General features: G+C 52.6%; 5 protein-coding genes. 4 read left to right on the forward strand and 1 reads right to left on the reverse strand.

Features of this window, described 5'->3' with window-relative positions; translation table 11 throughout:
* Nucleotides 1-240: 240 nt before the first annotated feature.
* Complete coding sequence (locus AACZ40_RS28690) at nucleotides 241-675, forward strand: VOC family protein (protein ID WP_291171247.1); 435 nt, start codon at nucleotides 241-243, stop codon at nucleotides 673-675.
* Between the two features lie 60 nt (nucleotides 676-735).
* Nucleotides 736-1,482, forward strand: coding sequence for a type I methionyl aminopeptidase (gene map / locus AACZ40_RS28695; RefSeq protein WP_291171245.1), 747 nt, complete (start codon nucleotides 736-738; stop codon nucleotides 1,480-1,482).
* A gap of 25 nt (nucleotides 1,483-1,507) precedes the next feature.
* Here the strand turns inward: map and AACZ40_RS28700 are convergent, their stop codons facing one another.
* Nucleotides 1,508-1,840, reverse strand: a complete 333-nt coding sequence (locus tag AACZ40_RS28700; RefSeq protein ID WP_291171243.1) for a hypothetical protein — start codon at nucleotides 1,838-1,840, stop codon at nucleotides 1,508-1,510.
* 144 nt (nucleotides 1,841-1,984) lie between these two features.
* Here AACZ40_RS28700 and AACZ40_RS28705 point away from each other — a divergent pair, with 144 nt between their 5' ends.
* Together AACZ40_RS28705 and AACZ40_RS28710 are read left to right on the forward strand one after the other, a co-directional pair.
* Nucleotides 1,985-2,482 (forward strand): TIGR03067 domain-containing protein, encoded by a 498-nt coding sequence (locus tag AACZ40_RS28705; protein ID WP_291171241.1) that lies wholly within the window; start codon nucleotides 1,985-1,987, stop codon nucleotides 2,480-2,482.
* Between the two features lie 115 nt (nucleotides 2,483-2,597).
* Nucleotides 2,598-3,271 (forward strand): chondroitinase-B domain-containing protein (locus AACZ40_RS28710; protein WP_339677068.1); only part of this gene is annotated, 674 nt, incomplete at its 3' end.

A 3,271-nucleotide genomic window follows, 5' to 3' on the forward strand; every position in this document is an offset into this window, starting at 1 on the left:
CCTAAGAAGATTCTGAAGTATTCTTCAGGAGTCCGCCAGTCTTGGGCTATCGCAGTTCATGGGATCCAGCATCGTGTATAACAATACAAAACGATAAGCTCAAAAATCAGTATGGAATTATTAGCATGAAATTATTATGCCGGTGGTTTTGACAAGCCTCCATTTCCGTTCCAGTTCGGTGAAAAAAGGGTCAGGACTCGGACCTTACCCCCAAACTTACTCCAGCAGCCGAGACAGACTATGCCCGTTGATCCGTTTCATCTTGCGTTTCAGGTGCGTGACATTACTGAAGCCAGAGCCTTTTATGGCGGACTGCTGTGCTGTAGTGAAGGTCGCAGTGCCGAGACGTGGGTCGATTTCAATTTCTTCGGTCACCAGGTCGTCTGCCATCTGAATCCGGCTTTGGGGGCGGAGGGGAAAATCGCTTCGCACGCCAATCCCGTTGATGGCCATGGCGTTCCCGTCCCGCATTTCGGCGTGGTGCTGACGATGGACCGCTGGAATTCCCTGGCTGATCGACTCCGCGAACACAGCATCGAATTCGTGATCGAACCCTACATTCGCTTCGAAGGTCAACCGGGTGAGCAGTCGACGATGTTTTTTCTTGATCCCAGCGGCAATGCCCTGGAGTTCAAAGCCTTCAAAGATATCGAAACGCAGCTGTTTGCGACTTGATCAGTTTATGCTAAAGTCGTGCACTGGACTGTTGCTTGAATAATGAATGAGGAGTTTTTCGTGACAATCGAAACTGCAAAAGACCTGAGGGAATTAAGAAAGATCGGCCGAATCGTCGCGGTCACCCTGCAGGAAATGATGGCCTGTACAGAGCCGGGCATGACCACAGGCGAGCTGGATCTGGTGGGGAAAGCGTTACTGGAATCTCACGGGGCCAGGTCCGCTCCGAAGCTGACATACAATTTTCCCGGCTATACCTGTATCAGCGTCAATGAAGAAGCCGCGCATGGGATTCCCGGAAAGCGGGTGATTCAGCCAGGCGATGTCGTCAACATTGATGTCTCAGCCGAGAAGAACGGGTATTTTGCAGACACGGGCGGCACCTTCGTCGTCCCTCCCGGGAATGTGTTGAAGGACAAACTGATCGCTGCCACGCAACTGGCTTTAACACAGGCCTGTAATAGTGCGAGGGCAGGTCGTCCCCTCAATGGGATTGGAAAATCCATTCAGCAGGTCGCGAAACAATCCGGTTTTCGCATCATTCGTAACCTATGCAGTCACGGGGTCGGGCGAGGTCTGCACGAGGAACCGGGCGAGATACCCGGTTATTTTGTACCCGGAGATAGACGAATCCTGCATGAAGGACTTGTCATTACCATCGAGCCCTTCCTGTCAACGAAAAGCCGAATCGTCACGGAAGGCGATGATGGCTGGACGCTGGCAGGCGAAGCAGGAAACTTGTCTGCCCAGTTCGAGCATACCATGGTCATTACGAAAGGTAAGCCAATCCTGCTGACCGTGGTCTGATCGCGTGACCTGTTCCGAATCCGATTTACTCGGCATCATCAAGCCAGATACAAAACTTGTTCCAGATGTCTTCATCAAATACACCGCCAGCAGGTAAGCCGGCAGTTTGTGCGATCCTCTTCCATTGATCTACATCGAAAGAATCTGGAACTTTGTTGGCCTGGATCAGCTCAATTAACAGTCCTTCAAACGCCATTTCCGGCTCATTATGGTTGAGATAATGATCGACTTCCGCGAGTCCATCCTGGTCCAATAAACCTCGGCACGATTCGATCAGTCCAGTGACTTCTTCTCTCAAAGCTGCAATTTCCTCACTCGACAGCGGTTCGTGATAGTCATCTGGCCTTTTTTCTGCCATATTGTTTTCCCTGGTCTGATTCTGGGGGCTCCCCCTGTTTGTTTCCCGGATAAAAAAGTTGTCGATCCGTTTCCGGTCGATTAAGATGAGGTATTGTGTCAAATGTGTCAACTGCCAGTTTGGACTTCTACCCCGGGGGATATCATGAAACGCGCTCATTTCAGGTTGATGACAGTCGGAGCAGTCGGCCTGCTCATCTCGATGACCATGGTTGCTTTCGCCGACGATGCGAAAGAGGCCGCGATCAAAAAAGACCGCAAGCGGATTGCAGGCACATGGAAGATTGTGAGTCTCGAAATCAATGGTAACAAATCCAGCAACGAGGATGCCAGCAAGTTGAAAGTAATCAACGATGTAGACGGTAGCTGGAGCCTGCACTCGGAGGGAAACGAAGTCGGCCGGGGAACGACCACCATCGATCCCACGCAAACTCCCAAAACCATCGACATTAAATCGACCACGGGACAGGACCAGGGAAAAACGATGCTGGGAATCTACGAAGTCGACAAGAATAAGCGCAAGCTGTGTTTCGCTCCTGCGGGTCAGAACCGTCCGACTGAATTTTCTTCGACCGCCGCGAATCAGCACATTCTGGTGAAGTTTGAGAGAGTAAAGGGTAAGAAAGAGATCTCGTCCCGCTAAGCGCATTCATCAGCCAGAAATCGTACCAATGAAAAAACAACATCGAGTGCCAGCCTCGACTCGTTCGACAGAGAGTGAACCAGCGTTCTTTCTTCACTCAACCCGGGGCGTGTTGGTGTCTCTCGTCTTATTTATGTCAGCCTGTCCTGGCATCGCGAATGCGGAAGAGCTTCGTGTGGAAACGCCGTCCGGGTTAAAGAAGGCTGCGGAGTCGGCTCAGCCGGGGGATATCATCACCATCGTCGGCGCTGACTGGCATGACGTCGAATTGAAACTGACTCTCACGGGAACGCCTGAGAAACCGGTCACCGTGCGTTCCCAGGTCGCGTGGACGGGTGAGTCTTCGCTCAGACTGCATGGCGCTTATGGTGTGCTTGATGGTTTTACCTTTAAGAACGGGAGCCTGAAGTCGGGGCACGTGATCCGCGTGGCCGGTTCGCATCACCGGGTGACCCGCTGCACGATTGAAAACTATAATCCGGCTGAGGTCGACGTCCGCTATCCCTGGCTCAGCCTGTACGGACACCATCACCGCGTCGATCACTGCCGCTTAGCCGGCAAGAACCATTCGGGAAACATGCTGGTCGTCTGGCTGGTGGGAGAAGGGGAAGTCGGCTCGCATCGCATCACAGGCAATCACTTCGTCGATATGGCACGGGGAGACGGCAACGGCTTCGAGGCCCTGCGGATCGGCACCAGCGAATTCTCGCTGAAGTCGGCACATTGTGTGGTCGCCGAAAACCTGTTCGAAAACTGCGACGGTGAAATTGAACTCATCTCCAACAAGTC

The sequence above is a fragment of the uncultured Gimesia sp. genome, from assembly GCF_963972345.1.
In the GTDB taxonomy this organism is placed as follows: Bacteria; Planctomycetota; Planctomycetia; order Planctomycetales; family Planctomycetaceae; genus Gimesia.

Bases quoted from the DNA above. Each gene is read 5' to 3' on its own strand.
- AACZ40_RS28705 (WP_291171241.1), top strand. From the start codon at position 1,985: ATGAAACGCGCTCATTTCAGGTTGATGACAGTCGGAGCAGTCGGCCTG.
- AACZ40_RS28690 (WP_291171247.1), top strand. From the start codon at position 241: ATGCCCGTTGATCCGTTTCATCTTGCGTTTCAGGTGCGTGACATTACT.
- AACZ40_RS28700 (WP_291171243.1), bottom strand. From the start codon at position 1,840: ATGGCAGAAAAAAGGCCAGATGACTATCACGAACCGCTGTCGAGTGAG.